Source organism: Lunatibacter salilacus (assembly GCF_009797935.1).
Classification (GTDB): domain Bacteria; phylum Bacteroidota; class Bacteroidia; order Cytophagales; family Cyclobacteriaceae; genus Lunatibacter; species Lunatibacter salilacus.
Map to the genome: position 1 here is coordinate 218,527 of NZ_VOLC01000007.1, position 19,615 is coordinate 238,141.

At 42.6% G+C, this 19,615-nt stretch carries 13 protein-coding genes; 5 read left to right on the forward strand and 8 right to left on the reverse strand.

Annotation, left to right across the window (positions count from 1 at the left end):
• Positions 1-40 precede the first annotated feature (40 nt).
• Positions 41-1,522, reverse strand: coding sequence for a potassium/proton antiporter (locus FQ608_RS11800; protein ID WP_158858430.1), 1,482 nt, complete (start codon positions 1,520-1,522; stop codon positions 41-43).
• A 200-nt stretch (positions 1,523-1,722) separates the two neighbouring features.
• Here FQ608_RS11800 and FQ608_RS11805 point away from each other — a divergent pair, with 200 nt between their 5' ends.
• From FQ608_RS11805 to FQ608_RS11825, 5 genes are all read left to right on the forward strand, one after another.
• Positions 1,723-2,622 (forward strand): mechanosensitive ion channel family protein, encoded by a 900-nt coding sequence (locus FQ608_RS11805; protein ID WP_158858431.1) that lies wholly within the window; start codon positions 1,723-1,725, stop codon positions 2,620-2,622.
• A 76-nt stretch (positions 2,623-2,698) separates the two neighbouring features.
• Entirely contained in the window at positions 2,699-3,637 is a 939-nt protein-coding gene (locus tag FQ608_RS11810; protein WP_158858432.1) for a DUF6089 family protein, read from the forward strand.
• 118 nt (positions 3,638-3,755) lie between these two features.
• Positions 3,756-6,530 carry a leucine--tRNA ligase gene (gene leuS / locus FQ608_RS11815; RefSeq protein WP_158858433.1) on the forward strand — a complete coding sequence of 925 codons (2,775 nt, stop codon included), beginning with the start codon at positions 3,756-3,758 and terminating at the stop codon, positions 6,528-6,530.
• 86 nt (positions 6,531-6,616) lie between these two features.
• Complete coding sequence (locus tag FQ608_RS11820) at positions 6,617-6,931, forward strand: hypothetical protein (RefSeq protein ID WP_158858434.1); 315 nt, start codon at positions 6,617-6,619, stop codon at positions 6,929-6,931.
• Positions 6,932-7,062: 131 nt separating this feature from the next.
• Positions 7,063-7,569 (forward strand): FKBP-type peptidyl-prolyl cis-trans isomerase, encoded by a 507-nt coding sequence (locus FQ608_RS11825; protein ID WP_158858435.1) that lies wholly within the window; start codon positions 7,063-7,065, stop codon positions 7,567-7,569.
• A 333-nt stretch (positions 7,570-7,902) separates the two neighbouring features.
• On the opposite strand, the gene FQ608_RS11830 is transcribed toward FQ608_RS11825, so the two are convergent.
• From FQ608_RS11830 to FQ608_RS11860, 7 genes are all read right to left on the reverse strand, one after another.
• On the reverse strand, positions 7,903-8,874 hold the full coding sequence (locus tag FQ608_RS11830; protein ID WP_158858436.1) for an ABC transporter ATP-binding protein: 972 nt from the start codon (positions 8,872-8,874) through the stop codon (positions 7,903-7,905).
• Positions 8,871-9,221 carry an MmcQ/YjbR family DNA-binding protein gene (locus FQ608_RS11835; RefSeq protein WP_158858437.1) on the reverse strand — a complete coding sequence of 117 codons (351 nt, stop codon included), beginning with the start codon at positions 9,219-9,221 and terminating at the stop codon, positions 8,871-8,873. The genes FQ608_RS11830 and FQ608_RS11835 overlap by 4 nt, the downstream gene beginning before the upstream one ends.
• Before the next feature lie 28 nt (positions 9,222-9,249).
• The gene (locus FQ608_RS11840) at positions 9,250-9,438 is read right to left on the reverse strand and encodes a DUF6728 family protein (protein WP_158858438.1); all 189 of its coding nucleotides are present in this window, start codon (positions 9,436-9,438) and stop codon (positions 9,250-9,252) included.
• A gap of 139 nt (positions 9,439-9,577) precedes the next feature.
• Positions 9,578-11,563 (reverse strand): (E)-4-hydroxy-3-methylbut-2-enyl-diphosphate synthase, encoded by a 1,986-nt coding sequence (gene ispG / locus FQ608_RS11845; protein WP_158858439.1) that lies wholly within the window; start codon positions 11,561-11,563, stop codon positions 9,578-9,580.
• A gap of 2 nt (positions 11,564-11,565) precedes the next feature.
• On the reverse strand, positions 11,566-12,270 hold the full coding sequence (locus FQ608_RS11850; RefSeq protein WP_158858440.1) for an SDR family oxidoreductase: 705 nt from the start codon (positions 12,268-12,270) through the stop codon (positions 11,566-11,568).
• A gap of 77 nt (positions 12,271-12,347) precedes the next feature.
• Positions 12,348-15,824 (reverse strand): hypothetical protein, encoded by a 3,477-nt coding sequence (locus FQ608_RS27475; protein WP_234364179.1) that lies wholly within the window; start codon positions 15,822-15,824, stop codon positions 12,348-12,350.
• A 56-nt stretch (positions 15,825-15,880) separates the two neighbouring features.
• A complete protein-coding gene (locus tag FQ608_RS11860; RefSeq protein WP_158858441.1) occupies positions 15,881-19,591 on the reverse strand; it encodes an ATP-binding protein in 3,711 nt (1,236 codons plus the stop codon).
• Positions 19,592-19,615: the final 24 nt, after the last annotated feature.

Below are 19,615 nucleotides of genomic sequence, written 5' to 3' on the forward strand. Positions count from 1 at the left end.
CAAAAATTCGAATTGACCGCTGAGAAGAAATCTTTGCGCATTAAACCTTTTCGTCGACCGGATCAACGTGCAGACATTCATAGACTTTTGCCAACCCTTGTTGATTATCGGAAAGAACGATAAGGATTTCGTTTTCTTCAATCACAGTAGATCCACTTGGGGTGATAAATTTGTCTCCCTGCTGAATCATGGCGATGATTGCAGTTTTGGGAAAATTTAGATCCACGATCCTCGTACCAATAATGGGATTTTCCGGATTTATCTTTATTTCTTTCATAATGGTTCTGGGATATTCCGCCAGAAACGCATCTGTTGGTTTGATGGGCTTCGCTTTTTCAGGCAGGGACACATGAAGCCACTTAGCTACCATAGAAAGTGTGGTACCCTGAATCAAGATGGAGGTAAGAGAAATGAAAAAGACGATGTTGAAAATCATATCCGCTTTCTCTATTCCGGCAAGCAGCGGATAGGTTGCGAATACGATTGGCACTGCCCCCCGAAGACCAACCCAAGAAACATAAAACCTCCTTCGAATTTTCATCTTAAAAAAAATGAGGCTGATAAAAACACCAATCGGTCGTGCCACAAAAATCAAAAACAGTGAAATCATCAAACCCAATCCCATCACCGGGAATACATGTGAAGGAAAAACCAGTAAGCCCAAGGTCAAAAAGAGAACAATCTGCATCAACCAGGCCAAGCCGTCAAACATTTTCAGGATCGCCTTTTTATGTATCAAATCCTGATTGCCTAGATAAACGGCACAGATATAAATAGCCAAAAAACCATTTCCCCCAATAAAATCAGTTGCAGAAAAGGTCAAAAACATAAGTCCTATAACCAATACCGGGTAGAGCCCTTCAAAATCCAATTTGATCCGGTTGATGATTATTTTGCTCAATCTTCCAAAAAGATACCCAACAATTCCACCCAAAATCATCTGCCTTAAAAATAAGGGTATGACCGAAACAAGCCCCATGTCCTGATTCACCACCAATCCCAAAAAAGCGATGGTCAATACGTAAGCCATCGGGTCATTACTACCACTTTCCAGTTCAAGGGTTGGTCTCAGGTTTGTTTTAAGCGCTAAATTTTTTGACCTTAAAATGGAAAATACCGCCGCTGCATCTGTGGAAGATACAATTGACCCCAACAGCAAGCTCTCATAAATGGTGAAATCAGTCACCCACCAAACAAAAACACCCAAAGATATAGCTGTGAGAAATACTCCCAATGTAGACAGTGAAAATCCTTGCCAAAAGACAGGCTGAACCGTCTTCCAATTCGTATCGAGCCCTCCAGAGAATAGAATAAAATTTAGCGAAATTATTCCAATGAATTGTGCCAACTGCGGATCGTTGAATTGAATACCCCCAAACCCGTCCGATCCAGCCAGCATGCCCACTGCCAAGAACAACACCAAGGTAGGAACCCCAAATTTATAGGAAGTCTTTCCTGCAAAAATACTTAGGATCAATAGTATAGATCCTATCAGTAAAATATTTTCAATGGTTAAACTCATAAATGCCGAGGTTAAAAATAGTTAGTTGGATTTACCGCAAAGGTACAAAAAATTGACAGTGGAATCTGTATTACGTGTGAACAGATCCTCTTTAATGCGTTTAAAACGCTACCGTTAAACCAGAATTTAAAAATATCAACAAATATGCTTACTTTTCTGGCGGAACAGTTGGATTAGATTAAGTTAAATTGCCGAATTCTATGGACGAAATATATCAAGATATTAAAGATGGCGATCTGGGGTCTTTTTGGGATCAGCTCAAAGACTGGCTGCAGTGGAATATTCTTTCATTGGGAGATTCAAAAATTACCCTGGGATTGTTATTGTGGCTGATCATTTCGATTTCTGCAATCTTTATTCTCTCTGAGTTAATCCGGAAAGTGTTAGCCAATAAAATACTTTCCAGATACGATCTGGACCTTGGCACAAGGCAGTCCATAGCGACAATTGTCAAGTATATACTAATTTGCCTTGGCTTCATTACAATTTTACAAAATACAAATGTAGACCTAAGCGCACTCGGTATTTTGGCCGGAGCAATTGGTGTAGGTATTGGTTTTGGATTACAGAATATCACCAACAACTTTATAAGTGGACTTATTATCCTTTTTGAACGACCCATCAAAATCGGGGATAGGATAGAAGTAAATGGAGTCAATGGGGATGTGATCAAAATCTCCGCAAGGTCTACCATGGTAGTCACCAATGACAACATATCCATTATCGTACCCAATAGCCAGTTTATTGACAGTCCGGTTATAAACTGGTCCCACCATGATCGAAATGTTCGGTTTAATATCCCAGTGGGAGTTTCTTATAAAGAAACTCCAGAACGGATAAAGGAAATCCTTATTGAGGTTGCGAAAGAAAACCCTGGGGTACTTAAAAGCCCAGGTCCTGATGTGCTTTTCGACAGTTATGGGGACAGTAGTTTGAATTTTAATTTGAGGATTTGGACCACAGAATATACCAGCAAGCCTAGAGTGTTAAAAAGCCAGTTATATTACGAGATATTCAAACGCTTCACAGCGGAAGGTATAGAAATTCCGTTTCCTCAGCGAGACCTTCATATTCGATCCGGCTTGGAAAATAAAGCATGATTGATAGGGAATTAATTCACCAGATTGCATTATATTTGGAAGTTGTACATCAGTAGTTTTGATAAAGCAGGTTGGAATGAGAGGCTTTATAATTAGTATTTTTTTCACTTTAGTATCAATAAGTGCCAATGCCCAGGCCTTTTATCGGTTTAGGTTTGAAGAACCTTGGTCAGTTGCCTTACATTTAGGCCCTACCCAATATTTTGGTGATTTATATTCATTGTGGAAATACAACGAAGGGGTACAACCTGACTTCAACGTCGCATTTAGCGGCCGCTATACATTTGGAACCAATCTGAAAGCAAGGGCGGATTTTACATATTATCAAATATCGGGTCAAGATCATCCCGCAGACCCTAGAAGTGGAAGAATTCCAAGAGGTTTAAATTTCAGGGCCCGAAATTGGGAGACCGCACTTTTGGCTGAATATTACTTGAAGCCTGTAAAAGTTTACAATATCACCAGGGAATTTTTCAATCCTTATATTTTTGCGGGTGTAGGTGTTAGTACCAACAATCCGCAGGCTCGGTACCGTGACCGATGGGTAGATCTCCGTCCCCTTCGGACCGAAAATGAAGCCTATCCGGGTGTCGTCATGGTTTTCCCAATGGGTCTAGGCATAAAATACAAGGTGAATGTATACATGGATTTTTTCATCGAAGGAAATTACCGATTTACACTCACCGATCATCTCGATGATGTAAGTGCCTTTAATATGTCAGGTTTTTATGAAGAGCTCATTGCCGACTATGTTTCCGGCGAAAACCCAGACCGACTTCGCTTATCTGTCAGACAAACAAGGTATCTGTTGGAAAATGGGGAACCGAATGTTGAGCTTATAAGATCTTCTAGAGGAGCTCCCCGGAGGGGCAGCGGCGATCCTAGAGAAAATGAGCCCAATGCCAAATACGATGGTTATTTCAGTCTTAATTTTGGGGCGGAAATTTACTTTGCCCAGGATATTTGGGATAACTGGATCTTCCGTCATAGAGGGCGAGGCTGGCGGTTTTGGTAATTGGGTATAGATAAGTTAATTGGCATGTAATCGCATATCCCTTACGCTTTTCGAAATTTATACCGAATATTTTTTTTAATTTTGAAGCGATTATATCCTTTACTTACAAAAAACTAAAATGTCCGCATACAACTTTCGAGAAGTAGAACAAAAATGGCAATCATTTTGGGAATCTTCCCAGCAGTTTCAAGCAAGCATTGACCCATCAAAACCCAAATTCTATTCCCTAGACATGTTTCCGTATCCTTCAGGTGCCGGCCTTCATGTAGGGCATCCATTGGGATACATCGCTTCTGATATCGTGACCCGATATAAGCGGTTAAAAGGATTTAACGTATTGCATCCTATGGGCTATGATTCTTTTGGATTGCCCGCCGAGCAATACGCAATCCAGACGGGACAGCATCCCGCCATCACTACTGAAGAAAATATTAAAAGGTATACAGAGCAGCTTAAGCGGATTGGGTTTGCCTTTGACTGGAGTAAAGAGGTACGTACTTCCAACCCTGAGTACTACAGATGGACTCAGTGGATATTTATGCAGCTCTTCGACAGCTATTATGACAGCGATGAAGATAAGGCTAAATCTATCCAATCCTTGGTAGAGAAGTTTGAAAAATCCGGCAATGCAGAGGTGAATGCTGTTTGTGATGAGGAGACACTTGCTTTCAGTGCTTCTGAGTGGAAAGCCTTTTCAGAAAAATCCCAGCAGGAAATCCTACTCAAATATAGATTGACTTTTTTGGCAGAAACCACCGTTAACTGGTGTTCCGCACTGGGTACTGTGCTTTCGAATGATGAGGTAAAGGACGGCTATTCCGAAAGAGGAGGGCATCCGGTAGAACGTAAAAAAATGAAACAGTGGAGCATGCGCATCACGGCCTATGCCGAACGCCTGCTCAATGACCTCGAAAAGGTGTATTGGCCCGAACCCGTAAAAGAAATGCAGCGAAACTGGATCGGCCGATCGTTAGGTGCCGAGATGGTCTTCAAGGTAAAGGGGCACGATCTCCAAATTAAAGTATTTACCACAAGAATTGACACCATATATGGGGTGACCTACCTCGCATTGGCCCCGGAACATGAATGGGTGGATCAGCTAATTACCCCCGATCAGAGAGAAATAGTTAGTGAATATGTCTCTACGGCCAAGAATCGGTCTGAACGGGATAGAATGAGTGATGTGAAAACAATTTCCGGAGCCTTTACCGGAAGCTACGCCATTAATCCATTTAACGGTGAAAAAATCCAAATATGGGTCGCCGACTATGTGTTGGCAGGATACGGAACTGGTGCCGTAATGGCCGTACCAGGCCATGATGAGCGGGATTACAATTTCGCGAAGCATTTTGGGTTGGAAATCAGACAGGTGATTGAGGGCGATTTGGAAAACGGAAGCTTCCCCGGAAAAGGAGGGACAATCATGAACTCCGCCATGCTAAACGGGCTGGAAATGCAGGATGCCATGAACAGAGCCATTACTTTCTTGGAGGAAAACAACATAGGTAGAGGCAAAATCCAATACCGCATGCGGGATGCCATCTTTACCCGTCAGCGGTATTGGGGAGAACCCCTTCCTGTTTATTTCAAAGACGAACTTCCCTACCTGATGGATGAAAAAGACCTGCCATTGGTGTTGCCGGAAGTGGATAAATTTCTTCCGACCGAAGACGGAGACCCTCCTCTCGGAAGGGCGCAGGATTGGACCTACAAAGCCGTAGATGGCGAATTCCCGATTGAAAAAAGCACTATGCCGGGATGGGCAGGATCTAGCTGGTATTTTTTCCGGTACATGGATCCAACCAATGAATCCCAGTTTGTGGGAGAAGAGGCGGAAAAGTATTGGGGTGCCGTTGACTTATATATAGGAGGTGCGGAACATGCCACCGGACACTTGCTATATTCCAGGTTTTGGACAAAATTTCTTTATGATAGAGGCTTTGTAAGCATCGAGGAGCCCTTCAAAAAGATGATCAACCAGGGGATGATCCAAGGCAGGTCTAACTTTGTCTTCCGACAAAAAGGAACAAATACCTTTGTCAGCGCCGGATTGAAAGACAACCATGACACCATACCCATGCATGTGGATGTCAATATCGTGTACAATGACCAGCTTAACCTGGAGGCATTTAAAAATTGGCGACCGGACTTGGCGGATGCGGCATTTATCCTGGAAGACGGCAAGTACCACTGCGGTGCTGAAGTGGAGAAAATGTCCAAATCCAAATACAATGTTGTGAGCCCCGACGATGTAATCGAGCGATATGGAGCTGACACACTGCGGCTTTATGAAATGTTTTTGGGTCCATTGGAGCAGTTTAAGCCGTGGAATACTAACGGTATAGACGGCGTGTTTAAGTTTCTGAAGAAAATGTGGCGGCTCTTTCACGATGCCCAAGACAATTTCAAGGTGACGGATACGGCACCGAGCAAGGAGGAACTCAAAGCCCTGCACAAAGCCATCAAAAAGGTTGAAGAAGATATTGACAAGTATTCGTTCAATACTTCTGTCTCTACATTTATGATTTGCGTCAATGAATTGGCCGCATTGAAATGCAATAAACGGGCTATTTTGGAGCCATTTCTAATTATCCTTTCTCCTTATGCCCCACATATAGCGGAGGAATTATGGGCACAGTTGGGACATGAGACTTCCATCATTCATTCCACATATCCTATTGCTGAGGAGAAATACCTTGCTGAAGAATCCCACGAATACCCAGTGTCGATCAACGGCAAGATGCGGGCAAAGGTGAGTCTATCTTTGGACCTATCGAAAGAAGCGATCGAAGAACAGGCTCTGGCCAATGAAACAGTACAAAAATGGCTAGAAGGAAAATCTCCAAAAAAGGTGATCGTCATTCCAGGAAAAATCGTCAATATCGTTATGTAAAAATAAAGCCCCGAAACCAAGATTTGATTCCGGGGCTTTTTCCTATATTATAATCCTAACTTCAAATACCGCAAGACCGCTCATTCATGCTAAATCGGATCTTTCTCTCCCTTGCAAGTATTGGGGCCTCCTTAGTGTTGGCCTATGCCCACCTATCGCAATGGTGGATTAGTGGCGAGGAATCCAATAGCCCCAAACCCAGTGAGGCGGACAGCATTCATTTTTATACCGGAGAAATGGTCCTTTCCCCAAATGCTTTATTGAGTTTTGGAATATTGTTTTTGCTTATTGGGATTTCCTCTTTAGTTTTCAGCATTTTAGGAAAATGGAAAGGGGTGTTTTTTTGTTTTGTGATTGCCATGATATTGATTTGGATTCGGATTTCTGCTGGAATTAGGTAACTGAATAATTCGCCAACTGATTGCCTGCGAACCACCGATAAGAATTTCCATCCGCATAATAAGTCGGAACCGCTTTATAGGTTTTTTTTCCATTCAATAACCCTTACCTTTGTACGCTGAAATACATACTTATGAAAATCAGTGAAAATACGGTGGTCGGATTGACCTATGAATTAAAAGTAACAAACAACGAAGATGGCTCTGATCCATTTCCCGCGGAAGTAAGAGATCAAGAAGATCCCTTTTATTTTGTCTTTGGAAATAGTGGTTTACCGCCAAAGTTTGAAACTGAACTGGAAAACAAAGCTGCAGGTGACACCTTCATATTTAGCCTGAATGTAGAAGAAGCTTACGGGAATCCCGACGAAGAGATGATCGTACAAGTTCCAAAATCCCAGTTTACCCAGGAAAGGGGATTTCAGGAAGGGATGTTGGAAGAAGGCAATTTTTTACCGTTACTGGATGAGGACGGATACCCGATGCAGGCTAAAATACTAAAGGATCTGGGAGAGGAGTTACTTTTGGATTTCAACCATCCTTTGGTAGGCATGAATCTTCATTTTAACGGGGAGGTCTTTGAAGTTCGGGAGGCTACTGGAGAAGAAGTGGAAAACGGAAGTATAGCGGATAACGGTTAGTCAGCGACCACTCAAAGTAAATTTTTGAATAGAACCACAGAGGACACTGAGGTTACACAGAGGACACGGAGAGTTATCTAAAAAAAACTTTGTGATCTTTGTGTCTTCTTTGTGTCCTTCGTGGTCTATTTTAAACCACATAGTTCACATAGCAGTTTTCGAAATCAGGTGCCTCCGCCGCGCCATCGTTGCGTCCGTTGCGTGAAAAAAGGAGAGGCAGTATCAAAAAATAACTCCGTGCTCTTTATGCCTTCTTTGTGTCCTCCGTGGTCTATTTTACACCACATAGGAGTTCACATAGGCTCAAGGGATTGACTTTGCGAAAACGCAGAGTCAATCCTCCTCTAAAACAAGCACATCTTTTTCATTATAAGTAAGTATAAGACGGTCGCCCAGGTTAAATACCCGCCTGCTATCCTGTATCCTCCAGTAAATATTTTCCTCCTCAAGCAAAACAGTAAGGTGATTATAACCCAATCGAAACTGGCATTTCTTCACTACACCTACCATTCCTGTGCCTGATGTATCCGCAAGTACATGTTGCGGTCTTATGTATTTGTTTTTTTCCTGACCTAGCTGATTAAGTCTGCTAAACATGGAAGCTACGTAGCGGTTTTTTGGCTTACTGAATATTTCGGCGGCCTTTCCCCGCTGCACGATCTTTCCTCCACGCATCACACACAGCTCATCGGCTACCGCCAATGCGTCTGACAAATCATGCGTCACCCAGATAACTGTCAGGTCAATTTCCTCAAAAATATCATGCAGTTCCTCCAGCAAAACTCTTTTCTGGATGGCATCCAAATTACTGAAAGGTTCGTCCAGCAGTAGCAGTTCAGGCTCTATGCTTAGGGCTCTGGCAATAGCTACTTTCTGCTGTTCTCCCCCAGACAGCTGCTTCGGCAGCCGATCTTTTTTGTCGGTCAGGCCAAACAAATCAAGCAGGAAAGAAGTCCGCTCCTTCACATAGGTTTTATCGTACTGGATTAGGGGACGTTTGATATTTTCTTCCGCGGTAGAAAATGGATAAAGTTTGAATTGCTGATGAATCAACTGAATATCATCGTACCCAGCCACCAACTTTTGCGATGGATTCAAAACTGGATTCCCGCTCAAGGTCACAGTACCTTCATCCTGCACTTCCAATCCTGCAATAATCCGAAGTAGGGTGCTTTTGCCTGAACCGCTCTCACCGATAATGGCAAGCCGCTGACCTTTTATCAAGGAAAGTGAGAAATCATTCAACGCAGTCCCCGGCGCATTTTGATAACGCTTGTGAAGTCCCTCAATTGTTAAAAATGTCACAGGGAAAGATCGGCTTGTACCTTTTTAGGAAGGCTTTTGAAAACTAATTCGTAGGAATGGTCTACCCATTCAAGAATAATACTATCCGGCACACTTCCATCAAAAGGCACGGTATTCCAATGCTTCTTATTCATGTGGTAACCAGGGGTGACGCTACTATATCTCTCCCTAATATCAATCGCCAATTCAGGGTCGCATTTCAAATTAACACTTTCAAACGCCAATATATCCACGATGGCAAAAATCTTCCCACCAACACGAAAACATAGCGTGTCAGGATCAAATGGTGTGTCCTCTGTCACTCCATTTTTAGAAAGGCAATACGATCGAAAAAATGTAATTTCCATTAATCACAACCTTAAAACTTTTGGAAAATCAGGCCAAACGCTTGACCAGCCAAATGATAAATGCAAACAGAAACATTAGAATGGAGATTTTATTAATCCCATGCATCATCCGAAGGTTGAAGTTTGGCTTGTTATCCGGATCGGGCTTTCTAAAAACCCGAATGAAATAATTTCCAACTTCTCCCAATTGGAAAAACTCTTTTACTTTATTTGCCATGTCATATTTTTCATGTGTTATTAATTTGTTTTTCAGAGGTCACCCCGATGAGTCGGGGCAAGCTATGGAATCTCGCTATGATAATCATCTTCCGTGTGAGGTTTTCTTCCTGCTCGATTTCTTAGCAGTAATCATTCATTTAATCTACGTGTTCGGGCTCAATCCACTGACCGCCCTTCCGTATTATTTCAATCAGTTCATCAACCGCTTTTTCGGAAGGCACTGATTTTTTCATCACTTCCTTTCCCTTATATAGGGTGATTTTGCCCTTTCCTGATCCAACGTATCCATAATCAGCATCAGCCATTTCCCCGGGACCGTTTACAATACAACCCATAATCCCAATCTTAACACCCTTTAGGTGATCGGTACGTTTCCGAATCATGGCAGTTGTTTCCTGCAAGTCAAAAAGTGTACGCCCACAGGAAGGACAGCTAATGTATTCCGTCTTTGACATCCTCGTACGAGCAGCCTGCAACACCCCAAAACTTACGGCATTGTGAACCTTGACCTGTACCAATAAATCTTCCCTTGGATCGCCCGAATAAGCTCCCAGCCCCAACATGATGCCATCTCCCAAACCATCAATCAGCAACCCGCCTACGTCGGTAGCCGGATAAAGCATCACCTGATCGGTTTCCAACCGCGTATAAGACACCTGAACTACGATGGGATTAGTCACCTTCTCTTGTATAAACGAGACAAACGCCCTCCGTAGTGCAGGCATGGCATGCTGATTATCTGTTCTTAGCAGAATAACAACATCGTTTCTTCCATGAATCAGTGGGATTGCTTCGTTCACTTCTTGATCCGATATACTCAGAAAATTCAAGATAGGATGAAAGATTTCAGCATCCCGAAATGATTCCAAGCCGTATAAGGGAAAGGTATTCTTTTGATCTGTCGCCTTCTGCCAGACGGATGCGTCTTGGATTTCTTTCAACCCATTGGGCAGCATAAATGAAATGGGATTGGATCCAGAGTAGACATAGTCGCAACCCTGATCATTCATTTTCCATTTATCGAGTTCAGGAAGGTAAAAATGTCCAACGTTCTTAAGCTCCTTTTCTGTTATTTCCGGAATTACAGAAAGGTCTGTGATAACGCGGGGCACATTTCCTCCACCAAAATTCACCACTTCAAACGCTTCCCTTTTCGTGTATTCAAATGGATTGATGGGATAATTATTTATTTCCTCTATGGGTTCATGCCCGGGCCGGTTTTCGTACCTGTTTATAAGTGACTTTACCACAGGCGCTTCGAATTCTGGATCTTCGGTAAGCGATACCCGGACTGTATCTCCCAGCCCATCTTCTAGGAGGGCTCCTATCCCAACGGCTGATTTGATCCTCCCATCTTCCGCTTCTCCGGCTTCTGTGACTCCGAGGTGAAGGGGATAAGGCTTAAATCCTCCCTCATCCAACTTCTGTACGAGCAATCGGTATGCTTGAACCATTACTTGGGTATTGGAGGATTTCATAGAAATCACAATATTGTAATAGCTTTCATCCTCACATATCCTCAAAAATTCAAGTGCTGACTCCACCATTCCCAACGGGGTATCACCATATCTGCTCATGATCCGGTCAGAGAGCGATCCGTGGTTTGTCCCTATCCGCATTGCGGTACCGTTTTTCTTACAAATGTTTACCAGAGGCAAGAAACGCTCTCTAATACGATCCAATTCTGCTTGATAGGTTTCATCAGAATAGTCATATACCTCAAATTTCTTCTTATCGGCATAGTTGCCGGGATTGATCCTTACTTTCTCCACAATACCCGCAGCAACTTCCGCAGCATTTGGAGTAAAGTGTATATCGGCTACAAGGGGTGTGTTGTACCCCCTTTTTAAAAGTCCGTCTTTGATGTGTCTTAGATTTTCCGCCTCCTTGATACTTGGAGCGGTGATCCGAACCAATTGGCACCCACTTTCTATCATACGGATACTTTGTTCTATAGACCCTTGGGTATCCATTGTATCCACTGTAGTCATCGACTGCACCACGATGGGGTTGTCCCCACCGACAACTACATCACCGATCTGTACGGGAATGGTTTTCCTCCTTGAAAAAGCCGTCAGGCTATTACAGTAATTGATCTTTTCTATCAGTGTCTTGGATTCCATGATTATATATCACCTAATTGAGGGCGGATTACTATTTCTTCAACTACAGACTGGGCAGAAAGGTTATAAGCCGACCATACCATCTCGGCAACATCAGACGCCTTGATAAATCGCTCAGCCGGTAAATCCACTCCTTCCCAACTGGCAGTGAGGGTGGCACCGGGCAAAACGGAGGTTACCCGAATGCCGTGGGGCAAAAGTTCCTGCCTAAGGCACTTGGTAAAACCCAACATGGCCCATTTGGAAATTGCATAGCTCCCTCCGTTGGCATAAGCAGTCAGTCCTGCTATCGAGCCAATCGTGAAAATATGGCCTGATCTTCTGGATATAAATTCATCGGTAAATGCGCGGGTCAGGTAATAGGCGGAAAACAAATTGGTCTGCAATGTAAGTTCAAAGTTTTCTTCAGGTTCACTGTGAATGGCTCCCGGAATGAAAATCCCTGTATTATTAATTAAAATATCCGGTACGCAGTGCTTTTTCACTTCTTCCGCAAAGGCTTTCGTCTGTTCCTTACCTGAAAGATCCGCTCCTTTGACAAATACGGTGACCTCAGGAAATTTTTGATTAAGCTCAGTTTTTAGGTCATCCAGATCCTGCTGATTCCTGGCACAGGTATAAATGTCAAACCCCTGTTGTGCAAATCTCAAAATGATTGCTTTTCCTATTCCTTTGGTTCCGCCTGTTACTAATATACTCTTTGACATTTATTTGTGTTTCAATTATTAGTATAACAACTAATTTAACACCTGCAAAGTTACAAGAATTCCGCGTTTATTCTATATTAGAACAGCGCAGATACCTGCATCCTCCCTGTATGCACTATCCGGTTGAGCCCTTGGGAGTTTCTGCCTTCGTAAACCATGGTCAGTTGTAGCCCCTCCCCGATTTTTTGAAGCCAATTAATGTTCCATATAACATTATTTCCCGCAGTAAGTGCCTGCAACATTTCATACCCGACCGGAGTATTGGGTAGTCCATTGTAGTCGATGTAGGTATATTTTACCTGAGTATTCAAGGTGGTTTTGATAGCTCTGGCAAAACGGACATTTAAAGCTAACTGATGCAACAGTGCTTTCTCATCCATTTCCAAGTTTGACAAATTCTTCTTTTGGGTATAACTGTATTGAACAGATGATCTAAAAAAGGTAGAGGGCTGAATGGCCAATTCGGGACCAAGGCTGTGTTGTCTGACAGCGTAATTTCTGTTGTCCAAAAAATCCGAGGCGGCCTGTCGTAATCCCTGACTTGCTAATACCTGAATATTGGCTTGTTTGGTGATGTTAAAGCGGGTATTGATTCGATTGTCCTGATGGATCACATCCTCAAAACCTCCGGAAAGCAGCTGCTTATGCTGGCTATTAAAAATCGAAAAATCCGCTCCAAATTTAGGAGATGAGCGGTTGAAGAAAAAGGACGATCTAAAGCTTTGCCGGGTGGAAATCAAATCTTTATTGTCAATGCTACCTGTGAAAGGACTGATGCGGCTCAAAAAATCAGTACTGCTGATTTTTTTCTCCACATTCCAGCTTGTGTTGTTGGAAAACTTAGCCAGAAGCGATTTCAAGCCCTTTTCATCCCGCCAACTGTCCGGAAACTTGGCCGTAAGTCTATAATTAAATATTGTAGTGTATGCTTGGATATAATCATCAGTAGGCACAAATAGTTTGATGTAATTTTTTTCCTCCGGGTTTATAGCCAGATAAAACTCATTTAATTGTTGTACCCCGTCCCCATTGTCATCCCGCCATGTATGGGTACCTTCCCCGGTGGGTACCGGAAGGAATACAAATTCCCTGCGCAACTCTCTCCCATTTCCAAGGGCGTAGCCCAATTCATTCCGAATAGCACCGTTGGCAATGGAACCCTGATAGTCGAGTTTTCCCATTACAGTGGTCTCTTCTGGTAATTCACGGGCTAGGTGCATGAGTTTTCGATAAGTGAAGGTACTCTTCAGATCATGAGTCCCCATTCTACGCTGAAACCCATATTGGTTCGTAAAGGCTTTCGTATCCGGGACCAGTTGGCCTCCTACCGGCAATTGATCTTCCCGCCAAGTTGCTGTAGCAAAAAACGAATAATCCAGGGTGTCATTTGACCGGATAAAAACTTGGTGTTCTAAAAAATTCATGGCCGTACTTACGATGGAGTCTGTCTCTGCAGCCCGAATCTCATTCCTGTCCAGTTGAATTTTGTAGCCGGGAACCAGCCATTTGGATTGGTAATTGATTTCTCCGTTATATCGAGTCCAAAGGTTCTCCATTGAAGTTACCTGACTGTTTAGCGAAAACCACTCATTGCGGAGCATAATCCGTTTTCCCAGTTTTTGGTGGAATTGGGCGGTTTGTTGAATCCCATTTAGCATCCCTCCCCTGTTCCTCACATTCAACCTGTAGCCGAAAAACTCATCCCTACTTTTTTCAAACTCCATGGAAAGTTGACCGATTCTTTCAGGCTGGGGAGTCTGAAGGTCTAAGGGGTTTAGGCCCCAATCCCTGTCAAATTCAATATACCTTAACCGGTCAATAAAGGAAAAGCTGGCAGAATTGTATTCCAACTCAAGATTGCTCTTTAGCAAGTATCCTTCCATTCCTTTGAATTTTCTTCCTTCGGATCGGATTCCTGATTTGATGGCATATCCTTTATTGTCCTCATTGTCTATATCCGAAAACAAATTCTCATCCACATTAGACACGGCTACTTCAGTGTAGGCCTGTTCGTGGCGGCTTAGCTTAATCCGTGTCCCTGCGGTCATCATTTGTTTGGAGTTGGGAGCTGGCAAGGGGGAATGTATGGAGAAATTTCCTTGGGGTCTGCCGTTTATGGGTGCTATATATTCGTAAACTACACCGTTGGCAAGTTGCTGTTTTCTCTGATAATTACCTGTACCCTGTCCGGTTTCCGTGAAGCTTATGGCGAAAAAAGCCTGGTTTGCATCCGTGGAATACTCGTAATAAAGAATTTCTTCTCCTAAATCATTGATTGCTTTTACCTTACGGTACAAAATCCGATTCGCATCAAACGGAATACTGTCTATCCTAGGAATAGCCGCCCTGTCTGTTTCATCCCCTACAGAGGCCAGAAGCCGTTTGTCCGCATCGGACAACTCAAAGAATAAGGGGCGGTTTCTGTCGTCTTTTTCTCTGTAGTAATTCAGATAAAAACTGACTTTGTCAGATTCCTGAATATGGTTGGCTGTCAGGATGGACCGGGAAAAGTTACGTTCGGCATATTCGAAATCTATTCGGACCCGGCTATACTGTGTCAGGATTACATTTGGCGTAAAGGTAATTTCGCCTTGGTTATAGTCGATAATATAATCATTGTTAAACCCTCGGTTTAACTGTTTCCCATCGAGAAAAACCTTTTCGGAATTGGCCATGATTATAACAAACCGTTCATTGGCAGGCCCACGAATGCGGTAAGGACCTAGTACCCCTTCCAAAATCTCCACGGGGATAGAGGCGAATTTTCCTTTGGCAATGGACATGCTGGCTTGTGAAGATGCCTTCCAGGTTTCATTGACTTTGTAATCGGAGGTAAACTGAAGGCCCTGCACATTTTTGTAATAACGCAAAAACTCGGAGGTACGCTGCTGAAGTACTACATCTCCGCCAGCGAGGTTGATGTTATCGTTGTACAATTCGATCAGTACATTGTCGAAGTCCTGGATCTGTTGGGTATTACCCTCCGGTTGGAATGGGACATGCTGATCGGTGATACTGGCTCTGATTTGAAGATTATCCGTCAATTCCCCATCCATTTGTAAGTTTAAGGAGGAATTCACAAACACATTTTGGCTATTTCCAAATGAAATCCCCCGAGTTAGGTTTCCGGATTGGTTTAACTTATCAGAGGAAAAAACCTCTTCTCTAAAATCAAACGAGGCACTCGCAGGGACACGGTTGTCCTTAAAAAAAGCCATTGAGTCATATGCTTCCAGCAGGGTACGTTTGCTAAACCGCTGATGGAGCGCAAAGGGAAAGGCCTGATAACAAACCAGCACAGAATCTAAACTGGAAGGTGGCTCTTCGAGAAAGGAAATTGCCCCACTATTTAGGTCATAAGAATACTTCAGGCTGTCACCTTGTGAATTCGTAACCCGAATGGAAGACTCCAATACTGACAAAGAATCTAGGGGTTGGGACTGACCCACTGGAAGAAAAGGAATCCATTTGCAGGAAGCCTCCTGTGCGTGGCAATAATTCCCCCATCCAATAAGGAGCAAAAAAACATAAAAAAAAAATCGTGCCGCACTCATAACCTGTTCTCTAACAACGGGCTAAAGTAATAAAATATGTCGCACAAATCCCAACACTATTTCAATAGCGGAAAACTAAGATAAAACGAGGTCCCTATCGCATCTTGGGTTTCAAACCAAATATTGCCTCCTGCGGTCTCAACACCACGTTTGGCTATGGCCAAGCCCAAGCCTGACCCCTCCGACTTGGTGCTGAAATTTGGGATAAATATCTTCTCTTTGTGATCATCCGGGATTCCTTTACCATTATCCCTGATCTCCAGAATCAAGGAACCGTTTGACGTCGTCAACGTTACGGTAATTTCCGCCACTTTGGATTGGTCTACTGCCTGAATGCCATTAATGATTAAGTTGGAGATCACCCTTCCAAAAAGTTTGGGGTCACCCATAATAAATATCTCGGGGCTTTCGGAAGCTTCGTCCTTAAAGGTGAAAATTACATCCTCCCTGTTTTTATACAGTTCAAGTACCTCCCCGAGTACCACCCTAAAATTTATTTCTTCGTTTTGAGGCAAGGGCATTTTTGCAAATGTAGAAAAAGAAGTAGCAATGTCACTTAATGTATCCACCTGGTGAATCAGCGTTTCAATGGGCTTTTTCAGCATTTTGGGGTCATCTAAGCTTCCGATTGACTGTAGCCGTAAAAGGTGCTGAAGGGTCAGCTTCATAGGGGTCAGCGGATTCTTAATCTCATGTGCCACCTGTTTGGCCATTTCTCTCCATGCTGATTCTTTTTCATTCGATGCCAACACTTTTTTGCTCGCCTCCAGTTTGGCAAGCATGTTATTGTATTCATTGACTAATAGGCCTATTTCATCCTTCGACGGCCAATTCATGTATTCATTACTTTCCAAGTTTGTCACTTTAAGTTTCTGGGTCAGCAGCCGGAACGGGTAGGTAAGGTTTTTGGACAGCACGAAGGATATTACCAGAAAAATAATAAACAAAACCACGAAGATAATTAGAATGTTGCTGATGACATCTGCTACCAAGTCATTGAGTTCATCTTCGGATTCGAAAAAGGGAATGGCGATGATTCCCTGAATTTGCTGTCTGTCACTTTCCCGCAATACCATGTACACCGACTTATAATTTAATTCCCCCACGTTTTCGTCCAACAAAATTCGGTTGTTTTCAGCTTCTATAATTGCAGCGTATGCCTTAGGATTCAGGTATTTGGTCAAAATTTTCTTTTCGAAAATCTTAGGTTGATTGGTAGCAATTAATTTACCATCTGGGAGGTAGATATTGATGTCTGCATGTGTCGTAGCTGCTAGGCCGTATATCTCATTGGTAAGTTCTTCTATTTCATCTTCATCGATAACTCCATTTTGCTGTGCTTCTAGGAAATTGGCCAAGTTGTCACGTATAATGGAAGCTTTATCCATGTATTGTCTATGAAGATCTTCTGTGTAGGATCTTGACAGAAAACCCACCGCAACCACACTGGTCACCAACATGGGGAAAAAGAAGGCGAAATTAAGGTAAAACTGAAGTTTAGTCGTATAGTTAAATTTGAGATGTTTCAGTCCAAAGGAAAGCATGTAAGCTAAAATGGATAAAAGCATCAACACCAGATAGGCAACAAAGAACAATGCAACATCCGCTAATATAAAATATATGGGATAGGATGGTGATGAAACCAAAACAGTACCCTCCTCACTTTGAACACCATAATGGTGGTATCCTCCAAAATTCACTCCCCTTGTTAGCAAAACGGGATCGGAGAGCACTGATTGCATATCCGGATTACGGTAGTTAAATATACCGGTGCTGAATTGGAGATAATCTCCTGAAAACACAGCGTAATCAATATTGGATTCATTGATCTCAGGAACATATTGTTTATCAAACAGCAACTTTGGAAATACGCTGCTGGGTAGTATTCTTTGCTGCGTAAGTTCTATAACGATGGTACCCAAAAAGTTGAAATCCTTATAGATACTGATAAACGCGGCATATCTATTTGGCCTACCCAGTAGCCCACCTTTGACGTAGTAGAGATTACGCACAGTCGTGGCATAGTCGCTTTTCATATACAAATTTCTATACTCGTCTAGCGTGTGGTCTCGTTCTCGCCTAGTAAGACTTTCACCAGACCGATTAAATACCATTACAGCTGAACTAAACTGATCCAAGTAATTAGTCAGATAGATTTTCTTAATCTTTTGCGCAATTGGTTCCTTTGAAATAGAGGGATCGTATAGCCTATTTATAATAAAATTATCCCCCCGTACATTATCCATCACCTCACCCATCATATAGTCGCCCATCAAGTCATCCTCAATCATCACCTGATTGGCAAACTTTTGCTTCTCACTTACCGACTCCAGCCTTGCATGTTGATAGGCGGCCGCACCTGTGATAGTAGCCCCTACAAAACATCCAAAAAATAAAATCATAAACGTGCTTAGGTCCAACTTGAAAATGTTGTCATAAAGATCAAAGGTGATAATGGCCCCTATCAAAACAAAATGGGACAAATAGGCTACCATTATTACCCTGTCCATGTAAAATAATCCGATGGCAATGGGAACAGATAAATAAAGAAGGATGTTGAGTGCTCTCTTCTTGGTAAGGGAGCTTTTGTTCAACACTAAGTTAAGCCCAATAATGGAAAACACCACGTAGGCCGCTCCGCCTAAAAACACAATAATCAGACTAATAGCATGAAAGTAAGTAAAAGTAGGTAGGGATTGAATATTAAGGTTCCATTGGGAATTTTTTACGATGTCAAGAAACAAGTCAAAAAATATCACCATTAACAGTGTGGAAAGTATCAAAACAACAACAAGCAAAAGTCCACTGGGGATTTTTCTCCTATGTTGATTAAACTGAACCAGAATCCTACTGCTACCTATCGACGCCAATATGAGTCCCAGTACAATTAAGATGCAGATGACGTTAAGAAGCAAATCCCCTAAGCTGGGATTTACCACGGACGAGGCATAGTTTCCCGGATTAAATAAACCTGTCTCAAAGAAGTCTTGGGGAAAGCTGAACTTCAGCATTAGTCCGCGAATACTAAACAGAATGAGTGCTGCATAGGAAATGGCAAGCGGACGATTTCCCTTCCTCCAAATAGTTTGGACAAAATCCACACCTAGGATAATGACAAGACTCAAAAGCGAAAAAAAGAAAACAATCAATGTCCGATTGCTTGTAGTGCCAGGCAAATCGTAGCCCACCCGGTAATTGATCGAAAAAAGATAATCTTCGTTATGGTGAATATCCGCATAACCAGGTTCTTTTTGATTAGAAACAGAATATCGGTCATTTCCAAAAAGATAGTAATTGCTGCCACTAGGAAGATAGTCATTCTGGAGTGCTACCTTATAGGACAAAGGGTAAATCTGCAACACCCAAAATTCCTGTTGATTCCGGGTCAGCTTTCGTATTTTGCTAAAAAAAACCCCTTTGGCATTCTCAATCAGCTGGAATTTCCTATTCAACTGAAACTCACCGTGGCTGGGAATCATGGAAATTTCCGACCAAAACATTAAGTCCCCCTGATTTGAAAAAAGGTAAAAAGGATGTTTGGTATCCCTATCTAACGTGGTAAAAGAAACCTGCGTATCGGCTCTGTTATTTAACAGGATTTCGATATAATCCTCATCGAATTCCCCCAAAATACCTCCTAGCTTATGCTCCAGGTCCCTTCTGAAAGCTTCCGTGCCTTCATCTTTTTTCCATTGGAACGTAACAGAGAAAAATATTCCCAGTAAAAGGATAGCCGATAGGCTGATATACTTTCTTTTTTTGAACATGCATATAAAAATAAAAAAAGCAAA